At 45.0% G+C, this 20,743-nt stretch carries 10 protein-coding genes and 1 pseudogene; 10 read left to right on the forward strand and 1 reads right to left on the reverse strand.

Annotation, left to right across the window (positions count from 1 at the left end):
• The first annotated feature begins 10 nt into the window (after window positions 1–10).
• The 5 genes from CI959_RS05520 to CI959_RS05540 are packed head-to-tail and all read left to right on the forward strand — an operon-like array spanning window position 11 to window position 9,586.
• Entirely contained in the window at window positions 11–3,076 is a 3,066-nt protein-coding gene (locus CI959_RS05520) for an efflux RND transporter permease subunit (protein WP_011967319.1), read from the forward strand.
• A complete protein-coding gene (locus tag CI959_RS05525) occupies window positions 3,073–4,566 on the forward strand; it encodes a TolC family protein (protein ID WP_005859576.1) in 1,494 nt (497 codons plus the stop codon). Before CI959_RS05520 ends, CI959_RS05525 begins: the two co-directional genes overlap by 4 nt.
• Complete coding sequence (locus CI959_RS05530) at window positions 4,556–7,786, forward strand: efflux RND transporter permease subunit (RefSeq protein WP_057316288.1); 3,231 nt, start codon at window positions 4,556–4,558, stop codon at window positions 7,784–7,786. The genes CI959_RS05525 and CI959_RS05530 overlap by 11 nt, the downstream gene beginning before the upstream one ends.
• 52 nt (window positions 7,787–7,838) lie before the next feature.
• Window positions 7,839–9,185, forward strand: coding sequence for a hypothetical protein (locus tag CI959_RS05535; protein WP_008779158.1), 1,347 nt, complete (start codon window positions 7,839–7,841; stop codon window positions 9,183–9,185).
• A gap of 44 nt (window positions 9,186–9,229) precedes the next feature.
• Window positions 9,230–9,586 carry a DUF6078 family protein gene (locus CI959_RS05540; protein ID WP_008779157.1) on the forward strand — a complete coding sequence of 119 codons (357 nt, stop codon included), beginning with the start codon at window positions 9,230–9,232 and terminating at the stop codon, window positions 9,584–9,586.
• Window positions 9,587–9,757: 171 nt separating this feature from the next.
• Here the strand turns inward: CI959_RS05540 and CI959_RS05545 are convergent.
• Window positions 9,758–11,477 (reverse strand): annotated as a pseudogene (locus CI959_RS05545) (AAA family ATPase).
• A gap of 359 nt (window positions 11,478–11,836) precedes the next feature.
• Between CI959_RS05545 and CI959_RS05550 the strand changes: the two are divergent.
• The 5 genes from CI959_RS05550 to CI959_RS05570 all read left to right on the forward strand — a co-directional run bounded on the left by CI959_RS05550 (window position 11,837) and on the right by CI959_RS05570 (window position 20,740).
• Window positions 11,837–12,253 carry a hypothetical protein gene (locus CI959_RS05550; protein ID WP_005859592.1) on the forward strand — a complete coding sequence of 139 codons (417 nt, stop codon included), beginning with the start codon at window positions 11,837–11,839 and terminating at the stop codon, window positions 12,251–12,253.
• Window positions 12,250–14,541: a S8 family serine peptidase gene (locus tag CI959_RS05555; protein WP_005859593.1), complete on the forward strand. Its 2,292-nt coding sequence runs from the start codon at window positions 12,250–12,252 to the stop codon at window positions 14,539–14,541. The genes CI959_RS05550 and CI959_RS05555 overlap by 4 nt, the downstream gene beginning before the upstream one ends.
• Before the next feature lie 348 nt (window positions 14,542–14,889).
• Window positions 14,890–18,108: a carbamoyl-phosphate synthase (glutamine-hydrolyzing) large subunit gene (gene carB, locus CI959_RS05560; RefSeq protein ID WP_005859594.1), complete on the forward strand. Its 3,219-nt coding sequence runs from the start codon at window positions 14,890–14,892 to the stop codon at window positions 18,106–18,108.
• A 77-nt stretch (window positions 18,109–18,185) separates the two neighbouring features.
• A complete protein-coding gene (locus CI959_RS05565; RefSeq protein WP_008779156.1) occupies window positions 18,186–20,246 on the forward strand; it encodes a transcriptional regulator in 2,061 nt (686 codons plus the stop codon).
• Window positions 20,247–20,500: 254 nt separating this feature from the next.
• On the forward strand, window positions 20,501–20,740 hold the full coding sequence (locus CI959_RS05570) for a hypothetical protein (protein WP_005859600.1): 240 nt from the start codon (window positions 20,501–20,503) through the stop codon (window positions 20,738–20,740).
• The last annotated feature ends 3 nt before the right edge of the window (window positions 20,741–20,743 follow it).

Consider the following 20,743-nt stretch of genomic DNA (forward strand, 5'->3'; position numbering starts at 1 on the left):
TTAGTTGCGTATGATTCGCTTCCTGCTACAACGTCCGATAGCGGTATTGATGGCTTTTACGGCCTGCTTTATCGTGGGGTTGGTGACTTATTTCACCATACCGGTCTCCTTATTGCCTGATATCGCCATACCTGAGATTACCGTTCAGATATCCGGACAAAATACATCCGCACGGGAATTGGAAAATACTGTCGTAAAGCCGGTCCGTTTGCAATTGATGCAAGTGGCAGGATTACGGGATATCCATAGCGAGACTCGCGATGGAGCGGGTATTATCCGCCTTAGCTTCGACTTTGGCACGAACACGGATCTTGCCTTTATAGAGGTCAATGAGAAAATAGACGCCGCCATGAATTACCTGCCCCGTGAGGTAGAACGTCCACGGGTAGTCAAGGCGAGCGCTACGGACATTCCGGTGTTTTGCCTCAACCTCACACTCAAGACAATTGAAAACGACGAGGCTTTCCTCGATCTTTGCCAATTCGCAGAAACAGTAATCAAGCGAAGGATCGAACAGTTGCCGGAAGTCGCGATGGTGGATATCACGGGCATATTAGGACGGCAATTACAGATCGTACCGGATATGAAACTCTTGGATATGGCTGATATTACGTTAAATGATTTGGAATCAGCCTTGTCTGCCAATAATATAGAGCCGGGAAGCATGACCGTACGGGATGGTTATTATGAGTACAATATTAAATTTTCTACCTTATTACGTACACCGGAAGACGTACAAAATATCTATATCCGTAAGAATGACCGAATCTTCCAGATAAAAGATCTGGCAAAAGTAGCTGTCGTACCGGAAAAAGAAACCGGCTTATCGCTAGCCAACGGGGAAAGGGCCGTTACATTAGCCGTTATCAAGCAAGCGGATGAGAATATGGACAATATGAAAGAGGCGCTTGCCGAGGTTACCGATTATTTCAAGTCTATTTACCCGGATATTGAATTTACGATCACAAGAAACCAGACCGAGTTATTGGATTATACGATCTCCAACCTCAAACAGAATCTATCGTTAGGTTTCTTATTTATCTGCATCGTGGCGATCCTTTTCCTCGGGGACGTAAAAAGCCCGGCGGTAATCGGACTAAGTATGGTAGTCAGTATCATCATTAGTTTCCTGTTCTTCTACCTTTTCAATATGTCCTTAAATATCATCTCCCTATCCGGATTGATTTTGGCATTGGGTATGATGATAGACAGTTCCATCATCGTGACGGAGAATATAGCGCAATACCGGGCAAAAGGAGATAATCTGGAAGAAGCGTGTATAAAAGGGACCACAGAAGTAATCACCCCCATGCTTAGTTCCACATTTACCACGATCGCCGTATTCGTCCCGCTGGTATTTATGAGTGGTATAGCGGGAGCGATTTTCTTCGATCAGGCGTTTGCTGTTACGGTTGGTTTAATGGTCTCTTATTTCACTGGAATCATGTTACTGCCTGTACTTTACAAATTAGTTTACAGCATACCGGAGATCAAGCATTCCTTTTTCAACCTGAAAATAAACAATTTGATCAAGGAGCATACGCTGGACCGATTCTATGACGGAGGGGTTGATTTCATATTCAGGCATAAGACCACTAGCCTACTATTTGTAGCTGTCACCATCCCCCTTTGCGCGATCCTATTCTATATGATCCCCAAAAGCCGGATGCCGGAAATCGATCAGAATGAGTTAATCGCACATGTTGAATGGAATGAGAACATCCATATTGATGAGAATAGAAAGAGAGTCACCGAATTATTTGGTGAGGCCGATCGGTTAGGTGCGCAACACACGGCCTATATCGGACAGCAACAATTCCTGCTAAACCGAGACAGGGAATTATCCATCTCGGAAGTAGAGCTTTATTTCAAGACAGAAGAGACCGATGCTATCGCTCCTTTACAACAAGAAATCTCCGCTTGGGTAAAGCGAAATTACCCGACAGCCGTATTATCGTTCTCTCCGCCGGAGACCGTGTTTGAGAAACTGTTCGTAACCGGTGAGGCCGATATCGTAGCCGAGTTCTATGCCCGTAACAAAGAACAAGCTCCGGATGCCCCTACTTTGCAAAAACTAGAGAAAACACTAGAGAGTAAGACCGGTCTCGCTCCCGTTGGCGTAGCTTTCGAGAATCAATTAAACATATCCATAGACCATCAGAAACTATTACTTTATAATATCTCCTATGAAGAGGTCTACCGGGTACTTAAGACGGCCTTCAAGGAAAATGAAGTCGCTACTTTACGCTCTTATCAACAGTATTTACCGATCACGCTAGCCGGAAACGAGCAAACGGTCGATCATATCCTACATAATACGTTAATCCGTACGCAACCGGACGAAAACCAAAAGACGAATCATGTCCCTCTTAGTGCAGTAACAAAAATTACTCCCGGAGAGGATTTGAAGATACTCACCGCTGGAAAGAACGGGGAATATATTCCTTTTAGCTTCTATCAAGTAGAGAATGCGGAACAGTTAATGGAAAATATTCGGGAGCTCGTCCGCAGCGAATCCAAAGATAAGACGAATTGGGACATCGATTTCTCGGGAAGCTTCTTCTCGAACCAACAAATGCTGAATGAACTGGTCGTCATCTTGTTCATATCCATTCTCTTGATGTACTTTATCTTAGCGGCGCAATTCGAGAGCTTCTTGCAGCCCTTGATCGTCCTGCTGGAAATACCTATAGACGTAGCCGCCTCCTTACTGGTATTATGGATATGCGGGCATACCTTAAACCTGATGAGTGCTATCGGTATCGTGGTAACTTGCGGTATCATCATAAACGACTCTATCTTGAAACTGGACGCGATCAATGAGCTTCGGAAAGAAGGTGTACCCTTGATGGAAGCGATCCATGAGGCGGGTCGTCGCCGTCTGCGCCCGATTATCATGACCTCATTGACAACTATATTCGGTATGGTACCGCTACTATTCACGTTCGATATGGGTAGTGAGTTGCAAAAGCCACTCTCCATTGCCATGATCTCGGCGATGCTGATCGGTACGGTAGTCAGTTTATTTATTATCCCTTTGGTTTATTGGTTTATCTATAGGAGACATGCATTATGAAAAAAAGATACAAGAGGACATTCCTAGTTTTATACGCGTTCTGTTCGCTATTAGCCGAAGGAGTATCGGCCCAATCGCTCGTCCTTTCCCTTGAGAAGACGATCTCATTGGCCGCCGATAGCTCGCTGGAGGCTTTTCGTACGAAAAACCTATTCTTGTCCGGCTACTGGGAGTTTCGTAATTACAAAGCGGAGCGACTGCCTAGTCTTACATTGAATATCACACCCGCCGAATATTACCGGGATATCACGAAACGATACGATTCAGAAAAAGACATTGACGAATACCGTAAGCAACAGTCCTTTTATGCGGGAGGAAACTTAAAGATCAAGCAGAACTTCGATATGCTGGGTGGTAGTTTCTTCGTGGATACGGATCTGGGGTATATGCGCTATTTCGGCTCGAATACTTATAATCAGTTCACCTCCGTTCCAATCCGTATCGGATACAGCCAAGATTTATTGGGATACAATCCTTTCCGGTGGGAGAAGAAGATAGAGCCTCTAAAATATGAGAAAGTAAAGAAAGAGTTGCTTTATAATATCGAGACCGTCAGCGAGCAAGCCACCACTTATTTTTTCTCTTTAGCCATGGCTCAAGTAGAATATGATATGGCCAAAGAAAATGTAGCGACAACCGATACGTTATACCGTACCGGCCAAGAGCGGCATAAGATCGCGGCTATTAGTCAAGCGGATTTACTGACACTCAAGCTGGATGCGATCAATGCCCGCAATACGTTACAAAACGCCGATATAGCCTTGAAGCGAGCCATGTTCAGTCTGGCCTCGTATTTGAATTTCGATAAGAATACGAAGATACGGCTTCGTCTGCCGTCACGCCCCCATGATATGGATATTCCGGTGGATCAAGCATTGACGTTAGCCCGGGAGAATAACCCCAAGTTTCTGGAAGTGCGGCAAGAGGTGTTAGAGGCCGAGCAACAAGTGGATAAGACCAAAAAGGAAACCTTATTCAACGCTTCCTTGAATGCCAGTATCGGTTTCAATCAAGTAGCGACCCAGTTTAAGGAAGTTTACAAGAATCCGCTGCAGCAGGACTTGGTATCGATATCTATCTCTATTCCCCTTATAGACTGGGGAGTACGGAAGGGTAAATACAATATAGCCAAAAGCAATCTAAATGTTACGCAAATATCCGCACGGCAGACGGAAGTCACTCTGGAGGAAGACGTAATCATGACTGTCGGCGATTTCAATGTACAGCAAAACCTGATCGCCAGCGCCGAAGAGGCTTTGGACATCGCAATCATGGCCTATAACGAGACCAAGCAACGTTTCATGATCGGCAAAGCGGATATCAATAGCCTTACGCTCTCCTTGAACCGACAGCAGGAAGCGCAACGTAATTATATCACGGCCTTGCAAAATTATTGGTTGAGCTATTACAAAATACGTAAGCTCACCTTACATGATTTCGAGACAGGCATCTCATTAGCCAACGAATTTGATTACGAGCATGGGTTCTAAGCCGAACATATCATCCTTTACGATCATCGTCACCTTCCTTTGTATCGCATTGGCGGGGATCGCTTTCGTGCCTTTATTGCCGATCAAGCTATCTCCCTCCCGTACGCTGCCGAAATTAAGTATCAGCTATAATATGCCCTCCAACTCAGCGAGGGTTATCGAGATGGAGGTAACCTCACGGTTGGAGGCGATGCTTGCCCGTATCAAAGGAATCAAAGAGATCTCCTCGACCTCGGGAAACGGATGGGGAAGGATTACTTTAGAACTAGATAAACATACGAATATAGATGCCGCACGTTTTGAGGCATCAACAATTGTTAGGCAGACGTGGCCGGACCTTCCGAAAGAATTAAGTTATCCGATTTTAGAGATGAGCCGTCCGGACGACAAGGAATCACGCCCGTTCATGAGTTATACCTTGAACGCTTCCGCTACCCCGATATTCATCCAGCGATTCGCCGAGGATCAGATAAAGCCCCGGCTTAGCAGCGTGCAAGGTATTTATCGTATCGATGTAAGCGGAGCGACCCCTATGGAATGGCGCTTGGAATACGATAGCCGCCAGCTACGGGATCTGGGGATCACGATAGAGGATATCCAATCGGCGATCAGCCAATATTACAAAAAAGAGTTCCTTGGAACCGCTAATATGGGACAAGGAGATACCAGCAAGGAATGGATTCGTCTGGCGTTAATGCCGGAAAAGATCACGAATGGGTTCGAACCATCGCATATCACCGTCGCAAACAAAGATGGTAGCTTAATCCGGCTGGATCAATTGATAAAGGTAACCCGGCAAGAAGAGGCCCCGCAAAGTTACTACCGGATCAATGGTTTAAACTCTATTTACCTGTCTATCCGTGCGGAAGAGACTGCCAACCAGTTGCAATTAGCCAAGAAAGTGAAGGAAGAAATGGAACATATCCGCACCTTGCTTCCTCCCGGTTACGAGATCCATACCAGTTACGACGCTACCGAATTTATCCAAGAAGAATTGGATAAAATCTACGTCCGTACAGGCTTGACCATCTTGATCCTCTTGCTCTTCGTTCTGCTGATTACCCGGAATGTACGTTATCTGTTCTTGATCATCATCAGTTTAAGTATCAACCTGTGTATAGCCGTTATCCTTTATTATTTATTAGGGTTGGAGATGCAATTGTACTCGCTGGCGGGTATCACGATCTCTCTCAGCTTGGTGATCGATAATACGATCGTGATGACCGATCATATCCGGCACCATCATGACCGGAAAGCGTTCTTGTCTATTCTGGCGGCCACTTTGACGACTATGGGCGCCCTCGTGATCATCTTCTTCTTGGATGAGAAGATACGGTTGAACTTACAGGATTTCGCCGCTGTCGTGATCATCAATCTGGCGGTATCTTTGTTCATCGCACTATTCTTGGTTCCGGCATTGATCGACAAGATGAATTTGCACCGGAAGAAAGTCGCTTCTTCTTCCCCAAAAGCCCGGAGTCATTGGGGACAACATCCGGTGGTCCGTCCGATACGGTCGTTCATACACCGTTTCCCAGTCTATTTCTCTCATTATTACCGGGCGCAGATCCGTTTCCTTTGCAATTGGAAAAAGCTGGCTTGCCTTATTCTAGTACTGGCTTTCGGACTACCGATATTTTTATTGCCGGAGAAGATCGAGCCGGAAGAGAAGGATCTATCCGCAAGGGACTCTTTGTGGATCGCTCGCTACAATGAATTCGCGGCGAAAGGTATTTGGAAGGAAACGATAAAACCTATCGTCGATAAGAGTTTGGGAGGAACCTTGCGCCTATTTGTCCAAAAGGTATACGAGGGAAGTTATTTTACCCGGAATGAAGAAACGGTATTAAGTATCAGCGCTTCCATGCCGAACGGTACGACCCTTGATCAAATGAACCACTTGATCAACCGAATGGAGGCTTACTTGAGTACCTATAAGGAAATACGGCAATTCCAGACCAGTATCTATAACGCACGTCAAGCCAGTATCAACGTCTATTTCACCCGTGAGAACGAGCGAAGTGGTTTCCCCTACACCTTGAAAAGCAGGGTGATTAGCAAAGCGTTGGAATTAGGTGGTGGAAGTTGGGGCGTATGGGGACTTATGGACCAAGGTTTCAGCAATGATGTCCGTGAGAACGCAGGTTCTTTCCGGATCGAGATGTACGGATATAATTATGACGAGTTATACGAATGGGCGGAGAAACTACGGGAGAAATTGCTTACGTATCGCCGTATCAAGGAAGTATTGATCAATTCCGAGTTTTCTTGGTGGAAGGATGATTATCAGGAATTCTACTTCAACTTGAATAAATCCCGTATGGCGCAAGCGGATATATTGCCTATCGATTTATTCGCGTCTATCCGGCCTGTTTTCGGTAAAGATATCTACGCAGGTACCATCGTCGTTGATAACGAGACGGAAAAGCTAAAACTTTCTTCTCGCCAATCAAAGGAGTTCGATATCTGGAGTATGCAATATGTACCTCAAACCATCCGTGATAAATCCTATAAGTTGTCCGAACTCGCTATCGTCGAGAAAAGCCAGACCCCTCAACAGATAGCGAAAGTAAACCAGCAATACAGGCTCTGCCTGCAATATGAATATATCGGAGCCTCCTCACAAGGCGAGAAGATACAGAAAAGGGAACTTAGAGAGTTTAACAAGATCCTGCCTATGGGATATACGGCTAAAGCGGAAAAGAACTATTGGTCATGGGATCAGAAAGATAATAAACAATATGCGTTATTATTCTTGATCATCGTTATTATTTTCTTTACGACCAGTATCTTGTTTAATTCCTTGAAACAACCGCTGGCGGTCATTTTTGTCATACCGATCTCTTATATCGGGGTATTCCTGACCTTCTATTGGTTCAAACTGAACTTCGACCAAGGTGGATTCGCCTCCTTCGTTTTATTATGCGGTATCACGGTAAACGCCAGTATCTATATCTTAAACGAATATAACCAAATTCGGGAACGGATACCCGCTATTTCCCCAATCCGTGCTTATCTAAAGGCATGGAACGCCAAGATCACACCGATTTTCCTAACCGTTATATCGACCATACTCGGATTTATCCCGTTCATGCTAGGCACCGATAAAGAAGCCTTTTGGTTCCCGCTCGCCGCCGGAACGATAGGCGGCCTTATCATGTCTATCCTAGGCATCTTCTTTTATTTACCGATATTTACGCTGAAAAAAGAACGGCATTAAACAGGAATACGTATCTTTAACGGATAAATCGTTAATCAAATTCATTAAACTTATGAGACACATAAATTATTTAGTATTGCTTCTGGTAGCTTGCTGCGTAGGTGCTTGCAGTTCCCCGAAAAATGATACGAAAGATGCTTATCCGATGTTCTGGACTTGGTTGGATTACCAGCCCGGAATGAATTTCGACTCCATCTGTACGATCATGAATGAGGCGGGGATAGACGGTGTCATGCTAAACGCCCCTACTCCGGATGATTATCGGGCCGCTATTCCCATCGCCCAGAAACATGGTATAGAGGTCTACGCTTGGTTATGGACGATGAATCCGGAACATGACCGAGACGCTATCTTAAAAGAACATCCCGAATGGTTCAGCGTAAACCGCAATGGACAAAGCTTGGCCGATACGACCGCTTACGTGGATTACTACAAATTTATGTGCCCCGCCTTACCCGAGGTACGGGAGTTTATCAAGAAGAAAATAGAAGCTTACTGCGAGGTAGAGGGTTTGAACGGTATCGCTATCGATTACAACCGTTTCGTGGATGTTATCCTGCCGACTACCCTTTGGCCGAAATACGGTATCGTGCAAGACCAAGAATATCCGCAATGGGATTTTGGTTATCACCCGGCCATGATCGAGAAGTTCAAGGCCGCTTACGGATATGATCCAAAAGAACAAGAAGATCCCTCGCAAGACGAGAAATGGCTCCAATTCCGTTGTGACCAGATTACCGAGGTCGCTAATATGATCGCCGACGTGGTTCACTCTTACGGCAAGAAAATGGCAGCCTCTCCTTTCCCTACGCCCAAGATGGCATCCAAAATGGTTCGTCAAGACTGGGGGAAATGGAATCTGGACATTGTCTTCCCCATGGTATACCATAACTTCTACACGGAAGATATTAGTTTTATCTCAGACTGTATGATAGAGGATGTCCGGGATAAGAACCCGAAAACCACGCTTTACTGCGGACTGATGGTAGCCGACGATATAGAGAATGCCATGGATGCCGCACTGAATCATGGGGCGGAAGGAATCTCTATCTTTACCGTATCCGCTTTGCGCACTCCGGAAAGCCGTGCGATGTTCAAGGCTTATGCAGATAGTGTTCGTGCGGTTCGTGCCGAGAACAATGGGGTGAATCCGGCTTTATCCAAGAGCACCAAAGTAACGAATCCTTTCGAGAGCATGGATATCTTGAATAGGATAAACGCAAAGATCAAAGAACTCGCCAACGTGCCTATTCCGAATATCGCCGATTATAAATTGGTGAACGAAAAAGGTGCCACGAAATACTACGAGGTCAAAGAGCTGAACACAGGAAAGACATTCTGCGTAGACTTTTACTTCTACGGAGGTATTCTTTCCGGATGGAATGTTACGGTTAAATAAGTACTTGATAATAGCTATTTTTACGCGGCCTACCTCGTAAATTCATGAGGCAGGCCGTATGCGTAAACACCCCTATTCCAGAACGCCGAAACAAACAATCACCTTTAACGAGGAGACACCTCGCCTCATTGAAGGGAACTTGCCCTTATTACCGTCCGAACAAGAAAGTACGCTATGCCGCGGGATTCGTAAGCCTATTGGAGAGCTTGCCACACAAACAGATGCTCTCCGTTATCCCGGGACTCATGAGGCACTTCAGCCGGCGCACTTACTACCGTGTCCGCAAGGGAGAAAGGCCGCTCTCACCCTCCGAGCAACAGGTCGTATTGAATGCGCTTAAACGCTGTGGGGTGAAGGAACCAAAAGACTTCGACGCTTATTTCGAGGAGTACGACTGGTAAACCAAGGAAGAGAGGCTTGTGCCATTACCCATGTTACGGATGTGCCATCACCGTGGCATGCGTGTGCCATCGCAGTGGCACGCCTTTGCCATCGAGGTGGCACAACTGTGCCAATAGCATGGCACATCATTGGCACCACAAAGTACTATTAATAAAGCAATTGGAATAATATCACGGAGTCACCTCCCAGCATTTCCATCCTTTGTTGGCACAGATATATACAATGTAGGAACGGACATGATAGTGTGGGAACTTCACCTTGGTATCCTTGGCGTAGGCGAGCACTTGCGCCACGTCCTCGGGACGGGGATCGCTGAGCGCCAGCATGCGCTCCGCTTCTTTCGCTTTGAAATACTTGAATTCCGCCAACCGGTCGTCCTTGTAATAGTCCGTGCCGGGGATACCGGTCATCTCGAAATCGGAACGTCCCGCCGAATTGTTCTGCTCGATGGCGAACGTATAGCAGCTGCTCAGGTAACGGGAACAAAGCTCGAAGAAGGAGCAACGGATGAAATTCTCGTTGATCTTGTCGAACACCTGCGCAGGGAACTGACCGAGGTATTGCTCGAAGTAGTTTTGCACCAGCGGCTCAAAACGACGCTCCTCGGTGAAACGCTCGTAAGTGGGGACATAGCGTTGGGCATTTCCCTCGATATGATTCATCTCGTTGTAATAGTCCATGTAGATGCTGCGCATCGTGAGGTTGGGCAGCACCATGCGGTAATTACTCCGCAGCGTGGTCATGCCCAGATAAAAGAGGCTGACCGGATAGATGCTCTTGTCGAAGAATTTCCTCTTGTTGAACTTGCTGGACAGGTCGGAAACGTTATAGGACAACTCATCATCGATCACCAAGGCGTCCTGCATCTCCTTGGCGTTCTCAAGGGAAAGAGTCAGATGACGGATCCAACCGATATCCGTACGCAGGTTCTCATCCACCAGCTCACTAGGGATTCCACCTTTACGAACGGCGAATTTCTTGAAGAAATAGGTCAGGATCGTGGAATTGAACAAGGGTTCGGCCTCCGGCAAGAAGCGATAACCATCGTAATTATTCACGATCAATTGCCAAACATCATCGAACCGATCCTGCCCCTCCGTATAGGTATCCAGCACGTAACGCAAGTAGACCTCCGCTTCCTTATACGTGAAGCCCAGCATACTCAGGAATTCCGGTTCCAAGGTCAGGATCTCCGCTATATTATATCCGCTTGTCAAGTCATCCATCGTAACGGGAAGAACCCCCGTGCAGAAACAGGTACGGATACTCCCCTCGCCAATACCCGCCTTGATCACCTTGAAGAAGGTGCGCAGGAAACTGTCCTTCGTGGTTACCTGCTCATAGAGCGGATCCTTGTAGGCCGTCAATAGCTGATTGGTGAAATTATCGTACTCATCGATCAGCACATACACTTTTGGCAATCCATGCTCGCGGGCGTACCCCAAAGCTTCCTCAAGCATCTTGGAAGCATCACCACGGCTAGAGAACCGGAAGTCCTTAAAACAAGTCCCGGTTATGCGTCACCATGATCTCCACCGCAGAACAATTCAGGTCATTGAAATTCCGTTCCAACCCCTCCATGTCATCAGCCATCACCATCTTGGAGAAATCATAGCGCACGACCATATACCGATTATGTTCCTCCGTCGGGTGCTCACCGATCCAAGTCCTGCCGAACAGCTCCTCGAACCGATCGGCCTTGGTGCGGTCATAGTAACACGCCAAGGTAGAGATAAGCAAACTCTTGCCGAAACGCCGGGGACGGAGGAAAACAGGAGCGTTATAATCTTCCAAGCTCGGGATGAAATCGGTCTTATCCACATAATAATAACCACGTTCCCGTAAATCTACGAAATCCGCTACCGCATAAGGAATCGTTATCCGTGCCATAAGCTTTCTTTTTTCAGATTAGTCGCACAAAGATAAAAATAAAAAGTGAGATAAAGTTATATCCTTCACGAGGCAGGTTAGGCGAAACTATAATTCTGAATATTCACTTCTAGTTGAATCTAGGACCTAAAATATTCTATTTTTTTCTTGCACGCTTAATTTTTTTTGATAACTTGCGCACATACTAGAACGTAGATAACGTTTATCATTCTGCTTACAGGTCGCTTTTCGTATAGCTATATTGCAATATAGCAAACGAAAATGAAAAAAACCGGTATAATCACTTATCCGGTCCCTCTCAATTAATTCATCAGTTACATGACTATCCAATAAATTTGTTTAACTTAAAATTCAACTATATGCAAAAACTAAAAACAAAAATAACAGGACTTGCATTTTTCTTAGTCATAGTATGTATAAGCTGTGATAAAGATGATAGGCTGGTCGGCTTTGTAAGCATGATTGCGCTCGAAAATAATAATATCTGTCTTGTAGCAATTCATGAAGGTCCGAAGCTTGGTGTAACCGGCTTGAATTTCTCGAATGCCATACAACTGTATATCCCCGATAATCGTACAGTTAAGCTTGCCTATACAATAAAATTCAATTGTAGAGCTTATGATCCAGCCATAGATGGTGTGATATTGGATGCTTTTACCATACCTCACCCTTCGGAATCTTATGACCCACGGGACCCAAACTCTGAATATCTTTCGAACAAAGTCCCTATGTATATTGCTGAAAATGTTGAAATAATTAAATACGAACTGGAATGAAAACAAATAATTTGATATATCTTTTAGTGATTGTGCTTTTGTCTTCAATACATTGCGATGTTAATGCGCAATATTATTGGTCACAAAATAGGAAAATCGCTTTAACCCCAGACTCATCACACCTTGTGTTGAATATAGAAGCCGATTTAATCCGAACTCCAATGCTAAGTTCGGATTATAAGGGATTTAATGAAATATCGCCGAACATCATTGTAAAAGAAAATAAATCCAATATCTTTTCTGAAAATGATTTTAAAGCATACGAGTCGGATCCTTTAGTGAAAAGAGCTTCTCCTGCTTATTTAGTAAATGGAACAGATACATTATATGTAACTAATCATATTCTGCTTAAGCCTAAAAATGGCGTAAGTATTGATTCTATATTAGCAGGTATGAATGAGATAGTAGAAGTTGTTGATCAAACTAAATATGGGGTTTACACATTATCCGTGAATCAAGGGTTTGATGTTTTAACTTATGCCAATATAATATATGAGAATGGTTTGGTCGATTTTTGTCATCCTGACTTTATAATGAGAATAACTCAATTTCTGAATGACCCTCTTTATAGCGAACAATATTATTTAAATAATACGGGACAATTAGGTGGGACGTGGAATATCGATATTAATGCTCCTGAAGCCTGGAGTATGACAAAAGGTAGTTCTTCGATAAAAGTGGCTGTTATCGATCAAGGTGTGGCAGGGCATGAGGATCTGGGTGATAGACTTTTGCCGGGTTTTACGCCGGGTTTAGCCAATGGGAATGGAGCACCAGTCTCAAATAATCCACATGGAGAATGCTGCGCTGGTATTATTGGAGCTTCTCATAACAATTTAGGTATAGCAGGGATTGCCCCTCTAGTGAAAATAGTCCCTGTTAATATATTTTATAGTCAATCTAGTTCTAATATTGCAGCTGCGATAAATTATGCGTGGGATGATGCTGAAGCAGATGTTATTAGTAACTCTTGGGGTGGTTCTGTAGCTGATGCAATTACCTCAGCCATAAATAATGCTAGAACGAATGGACGCGGTGGACTGGGATGTGTAGTTGTTTTTGCAGCAGGAAATTCTGGTTCCTCTGTTTCGTTTCCCGCAACTGTTAATGGGGTTATCGCAGTTGGCGCAGTTGATAAAAATGGTGCTTTGTGTTCTTATAGTGCAAGAGGTTCAGAAATTAATCTGGTTGCACCTTCTGGTGCCTTGGATTATACAGGGGATATTCGCACATTGGATTTAATGGGGAGTGCCGGGCTTTATCCCGGAAATTATCTCTCTACTTTTGGAGGAACCTCAGCGAGTTGCCCTCAAGTTTCAGGCGTTGCAGCACTCCTACTATCTATTAATCCAAAATTGACAGAAGCTGAAGTTCGAAATATACTTGGACACTCTGCCAGAAAAATTGGATCTTATTCTTACTCAACAGTTTCAGGACATCCATTTGGAACTTGGAATGCCAATATGGGATATGGTTTGCTTGATGCAGAGGCGGCTGTCCGAGAAGTATATCCCCAAATATCCGGCGATAATTTAGTGCCATGTACCGGAAATAAAACCTACACGTTAAATCGTAATTATAAGGGGAATTGGACATTAGGAACCAGTGGCCTACAAATTGTAAGTGGAGGACAGAATAGTAATTCAATCACGGTTCGGGCTATCTCTAATCCGGGAGGAACAATGAGTGGTACGATTTATGCGAATGTGGTACTTCCTAATGGCTCTTCAGTTTCTGTAGCGAAAACTGTTTCTATCGGTGCCCCATCCATAACTTCCGTGTCCGGTCCGGATCAAGTAGGGGCTGGTGGTAGTGCATCTTTTACGGCTAGCCCTATATTTATGGAAGACGAAGGGAATTATCAATGGATGGTCAGTCCAAACACGGCTAGCATGTCTGCCTATCGGTATTCAAACAGTGTTACCTTCTCCGCACCAGGAACTTATATTGTGGGCTGTCGTTCAACCAGCACTTGTGGAACACCCGGGTCTTATGTGATAAAAACAGTATCTGTTACGGGATATTATTATTCTGTTTCAACTTCCTCGTCCACTCATATGGTTAATATTTCAAAAGAAACTCAAATCCAAGATCAATTCAGTGTTATGTTAGAGACTAGGCCAACCTATACTCTATATAACCAATCAACCGGAGCATTAGTAAGGGAGGGGACATTCTTGAGAGAAGGAGATCTCTTAGATTTTAATACATTACCTTCGGGCATCTATGTATTAAGACTCCAAATAGGCAATGATACTTATGAAACACATAAGATTGTTTTTAAATAATGGATGTGTTAAGCTGGATTTAGAGGCTGTTAAACACAGACAATACTATTTCAGCATAGATTTTCGCATTTAAGCTTTGTTCTTTCAGACATAATCCATACCTTTGCCGAAATTTTGAAGAGAGAGCAGATGACAAACAAGACACATAAGGATAATCCGAAGTTCTATTCCGGTTATATATCGGAGGTTGAGGCTCTTTTCTCTATTTTACGGGATTATAATTTGGTTATATAAGATGCGTTGGTTACTTTTACTAACGCATTTTTTTTGTGTCCAGCGGTCCGGTGATATAATATAAAGGTATAATATTCTAAAATCATTATAATAAACAAAACAACCCAAATTACTATGTCGAAAAGTGATATCAAAAAGGTGATTGTTCTGGGCTCGGGTGCCCTGAAGATCGGACAGGCCGGGGAGTTTGACTACTCTGGCTCGCAAGCGTTAAAGGCTCTGAAAGAAGAAGGGATCAGTACCGTATTGCTAAATCCGAATATCGCGACTATCCAAACATCCGAGGGAGTAGCCGATAAGGTATATTTCTTGCCTATCACTCCTTACTTCGTTGAGGAAGTTATCAAAAAAGAACAACCGGACGGAATCCTATTGGCGTTTGGCGGCCAGACCGCTTTGAACTGCGGTACTCAACTTTACACCAGCGGCACGTTGGCTAAATATGGCGTGAAAGTATTGGGTACATCCGTTGAGGCGATCATGTACACCGAGGACCGTGACCTATTTGTTAAGAAACTGAACGAGATAGAAGTGAAGACCCCGATCAGCCAAGCCGTAGAAAGCATGGACGACGCCGTGGCTGCCGCTTACAAGATCGGTTTCCCCGTAATGATCCGTTCCGCTTACGCATTAGGTGGTATGGGCAGTGGTATCTGCAAGGACGAGGCCGAGCTTCGCACCTTGGCGGAAAGCGCTTTCGCTTACTCATCCCAGATTTTGGTCGAGGAATCTTTGAAGGGTTGGAAAGAGATCGAGTTCGAGGTGATCCGCGACAAGAACGACCATTGCTTCACGGTAGTGAGCATGGAGAACGTTGACCCGCTAGGCGTACACACCGGCGAGAGTATCGTAGTGGCTCCGACTTGCTCCTTGACCGAGAAAGAATTAGACCTGTTGAAGGAACTTTCTACCAAGACGATCCGCCACTTAGGTATCGTGGGTGAATGTAATATCCAATACGCTTTCAACTCCGAGACTTGCGATTACCGCGTGATCGAGGTGAACGCTCGCTTGAGCCGTTCTTCCGCCTTGGCATCCAAGGCCAGCGGTTATCCATTGGCTTTCGTCGCCGCTAAGTTGGCGTTGGGCTACGGATTGGACGAGATCGGCGAGATGGGTACCCCGAACTCCGCGTACAAAGCGCCGGAGGTAGATTATATGATCGTGAAGATCCCTCGTTGGGACTTGACGAAGTTCGTGGGTGTCAGCCGCCAGATCGGTTCCAGCATGAAATCCGTCGGCGAGATCATGTCGATCGGTAAGAGCTTCGAGGAGATCATGCAGAAGGGTCTTCGTATGATCGGACAAGGAATGCATGGTTTCGTAGGTAACAACGATATCCACTTCGATAACTTGGACGAGGAGTTGGCGAACCCTACCGACTTGCGTATCTTCGCCGTGGCGCAAGCCTTGGAACAAGGATATAGCGTAGACAAGATCCATGAGTTGTCAAAGATCACACGCTGGTTCTTGGAAGGCTTGAAGAATATCGTGGATTACGCCAACGTATTGAAAGGCTACAACAAGATCGAGGATCTTCCGGAGGATGTATTGAAAGAGGCTAAACGCCTTGGTTTCTCGGACTTCCAGATCGCTCGTTACGTAGAGAGCCCGGAAGGCAATATGGAGAAAGAGAATATCCGCGTACGCAACTTGCGTAAGAAAATGGGCATTCTCCCTACCGTGAAACGTATCAACACGATCGCTTCCGAACATCCGGAATTGACCAACTATCTATATATGACTTACGACGGTACGCCGCACGACATTACCTACTACCCGAATGAGAAGAGCGTGATTATCTTGGGGTCCGGAGCTTACCGTATCGGCTCGTCCGTTGAGTTCGACTGGTGTTCGGTGAATGCCGCCCAGACCGCTCGTAAGCTAGGTTATAAATCGATCATGATTAACTATAACCCGGAGACCGTATCTACCGACTACGATATGTGCGACCGTCTTTACTTCGACGAGCTTTCATTCGAGCGCGTGCTAGACGTAATCGATCTGGAATTGCCGAAGGGCGTGATCGTCTCCGTAGGTGGACAGATCCCGAACAACTTGGCGATGAAACTCTACCGCCAGAATGTTCCGGTATTGGGTACTTCCCCGCTATCAATCGACCGTGCCGAGAACCGTCATAAATTCTCCGCGATGTTGGATTCGCTAGGTATCGACCAACCTCGTTGGGCAGAGCTTACCAGCATGGAAGAGATCGACGCGTTTATCGAGAAAGTAGGTTTCCCGATCTTGATCCGTCCGTCTTACGTATTGTCCGGTGCGGCGATGAACGTTTGCCATACGAAAGAGCAGATGATCGAGTTCTTGGATTTGGCCGCTAAGGTTTCCAAGGAATATCCGGTGGTCGTATCCGAGTTTATGCAAGGAACGAAAGAGATCGAGTTCGACGCTGTCGCTATGAATGGCGAGGTGGTTGAGTACGCGATCTCCGAGCATATCGAGTTCGCCGGTGTTCACTCCGGTGACGCTACCTTGGTGTTCCCGGCTCAGAAGATTTACTTCGAGACAGCCCGTCGTATCAAGAAAGTAAGCAAGATGATCGCGAAGGAGTTAAACATCAGCGGTCCGTTCAATATCCAGTTCTTGGCGAAGAATAACTTCGTGAAAGTAATCGAATGTAACTTACGTGCCTCACGTAGTTTCCCGTTTGTATCTAAAGTATTGAAACGCAACTTTATCGAGACGGCTACCCGCATCATGCTGGACGCTCCGTATACGAAACCGGATAAGAGCGCGTTCGATATCGACTGGATCGGTATCAAGGCTTCCCAGTTCTCATTCGCCCGTTTGCACAAGGCAGACCCCGTATTAGGTGTGGACATGAGCTCCACCGGCGAGGTAGGTTGTATCGGCGACGATTTCAACGAGGCTTTGCTTTCCGCCATGATCGCCGTAGGCAACAGTATTCCTAAGAAGAACATTTTAGTTTCTTCCGGCGCAGCTAAGAGCAAGGTCGATTTATTGGAGCCTTGCCGGATGCTGGATGCCAAGGGTTACACGATCTATGGTACGCACGGAACCGCCAAGTTCCTGAACGATAATGGAATCAAGGCAACCGCCGTTTGCTGGCCGGATGAGGAAGGTGATTTGAACATCATGGATATGTTCAGCAATCACGCTTTCGAATTGGTAGTAAATATCCCGAAAGATCATAGCAAACGTGAGTTGACCAATGGCTATAAGATCCGCCGTGCGGCGATCGATCATAACATTCCATTGATCACGAACGCCCGTCTGGCCAGCGCCTTTATCGACGCTTTCTGCAATATGAACGTAGAAGATATTCAGATTAAGAGCTGGCAGGAGTACAAATAATCAAAATTTGATTATATTTGCATGCGTGTAATAGAAAGAGACAAGGCTTTATGCCTTGTCTCTATAGTTTAAAGACCATGTACAGACGGCTACCTTTTATCATATTATTATCTATACTGGCGGTTTTCGCCTTGCGTGCGTCTGTGGTCGCTCCCTCTATCCTCGTACAAAATTATTCCGTAGACGATTACAAGGCTAGTTGCCAAAATTGGGATTTAGCGGTTTCCTATCATGGCATCTTATATGTAGCTAATAATTCCGGTCTGGTTACTTTTGACGGGAATACATGGAACACATATCCATTACCGGATAAAACCCCTATTTATAAAGTATCTTTCCAGAACGATTCTATCTATACCCAAGGCAAATCATCGTTAGGCTATTGGCTATACGACAAACTCGGGAATCTGGAATACCATCCGATCGATACGCTCCCGTCATATATAAATTTCGATGATCCCGAGACGAATTACACGATCCCGAAAGAAATCGAGGAGAAGCACCCAACTTCCTTCGCTAGCGCCGGAGGTCTCAATTTCACGGGAACATCTACGTCCGGTATTTATATCACCAACGACGAAGGGGAGATCTTTCAACATCTCAACATCAATAATCAGTTACAAGATAATATCGTACGCTCCATCTGCGTACAGGATAATAATTTAATCTGGGTCGCCTTGGATAATGGTATCTCCCAAATAGATATCAATCCTCCCATCGCCATGTTAGGTAAAAGAAGCCAGATCGGAAAGTTGGAAGACGCTGTAAAAGAGGATAACCGCCTCTATATCCGGACCAATGTCGGCTACTTCAGCCGGAGCCTGATGTTTGGTGATAAGTTTACCCCGATATCCGATGAGATCGGACGTTCATATATCCATCCGGATACGACCGATAATCATTTATCGGTAAGCTCTTTATTTAAGAATAAAGACGTATTGAGCGTATTCGCCAACGCAGAAAGTATTTACCCGGTTCCAGACAATTTGTATTGGCTCACGATCCAGAATGAGGCCGGACTCTTCCATCGGGAAAACGGTACAGGAACTTTAAAATGCCGGATCCTATTCGATAATTACGATCTGAATCTGGTAACCAATGGCAAACGGATCATCCCCTTGAATGATTCTCTTGATTTGGTATCTGCCATGCAAGGAACCCTATTAATCAACACTCGTCAATTAATAGAGGGAAGCCTAGGAGGATTGACGATGCCACGGTTTATGCGCATCGAGTATCAAGATCAAGAAGGTACACATTATTTATATCCGGACACGCAAAGAATCGACCTGCCCCATAACTTCCAAGAACTCTCGCTATACATCGGAACAACGGTATTCACCCCTAATCACCAAATCAGTTATAAGCTGGAAGGGGTATCCGCCGATTGGTCTTCTTGGCAGAAAGACGGCAAAATTACCTTCTTACAACTTCCGGAAGGAACTTATGAGCTAAGGGTACGTAAATATGTAACCCGTGGGCCGTTTCCCGAGATCACGATGCAAATCACGGTGCGCCCTCCTTGGTATAATACCGTATGGGCCTATTTGATCTACGTCGCTTTGATATGGTTCGCCATTCAAGAAGGACTTCGGTACCATTTAAGGAATTTGCGGAAAAAAGAACAAGAAAAGCTGGAGGCAGAGCGACAAGCCGAACTGCAAAGGCTTCAACAAATGAAAAGCGAGATGCTGGAAACGGAGTTGCAAAACAAAAACAATGAGCTTACTCTCCAGACAACAGCTTTGGTAAAAAGAAACGAGGCAATCCAAGCTTTGTTGGAAGAACTGGATAAGCAGAAAGAGACATTGGGTGACCGATACCCCAATAAGTTATATACCCGTTTACGTTCCTTGATCGAATCTACCTTGAACGATCAAGCGGATTGGGTGCAGTTCGAGACCTATTTCAATAGCGCCCACCAGAATTTCATGGATCGTTTACGCCAGCAATACGCAGATATAACGGCAGGCGATTTGCGTATTTGTTGCTTACTCCGCATGAACCTTTCCACGAAGGAGATCGCATCGTTAATGAATGTATCCGTACGGGCTATCGAGCTAAGAAGATACCGCTTAAGAAAGCGATTAGCCCTTGATGGGGATACGAATCTTGTCGATTTCCTGATGAACTACTAAAAATATTTTCCGAGAATCTCACCAGAACGCCCGACGGGTTGGTTATACGTCCTCCAATTGCACATGGCTACCGGAGGGGAAGAAAGCTACAAGATCGTATTGAAGTAAAAAATTCTTCCCGAAAATGATCTCTCGACAAACTCAACATCTAACATGAATAATTTATTCCGGGAAATTTTCACATGGAAATCATTACACTATCAATATATATATATTTGTATTCAAACTTTTGTTTCACTTAAATTTAATGATGTATGGGAAAGAGATTTTTTAAATTCACGGTGTTAATCAGTTTGATCTTTTTCGCTATAAACGTAGATGTTTTAGCAGAAGGTGACAGTGATGATCATGCTTGCCCGGATGGCGACCAAGGCCCAGTCATAAGCTGCGGCAGATATGAGGGGACTTGCTGGAATGTAGATTGGATAAGTGGTATTTATTATGTGCATTGTTATTTCTCAGGAATGCAAGAACATCATTGTTATCCAGATTAAAAA

The organism is Parabacteroides sp. AT13, assembly GCF_002272965.1.
In the GTDB taxonomy this organism is placed as follows: domain Bacteria; phylum Bacteroidota; class Bacteroidia; order Bacteroidales; family Tannerellaceae; genus Parabacteroides; species Parabacteroides distasonis.